This is a genomic window from Vogesella perlucida, assembly GCF_979366545.1.
Genome location: NZ_CEETRO010000093.1, coordinates 1 through 213, shown reverse-complemented (window position 1 = coordinate 213; position 213 = coordinate 1). Strand labels below are relative to the sequence as shown.

Here is a 213-nt window from a genome sequence, read left to right as displayed (position 1 = left end):
TGACGGTGCCGCTGACGGTGATGTCTTCATCGGCTTCGGCGGCGTTCACCACGTTGTCGGCGGTGATGTCGTTGACGCTGATGCTGGCGGTACGGTTGTCCGGGGCGACGGTGTCGACGCTGTAGCCCTCGGTGTCGCTGACGGTGATGCTGTTGCCGGCTTCGTCACGGGTGGTGACGCTGGCCTCGATCACCTTGTCGGCGTCGGCCACCA

1 protein-coding gene is annotated in these 213 nt (G+C 65.3%); it reads right to left on the bottom strand.

The features are described from left to right. Positions 1 to 213, bottom strand: a 213-nt coding sequence (locus tag ACZ9XP_RS18090) for a hypothetical protein (RefSeq protein ID WP_465188980.1), incomplete at both ends; no start/stop codon positions are given.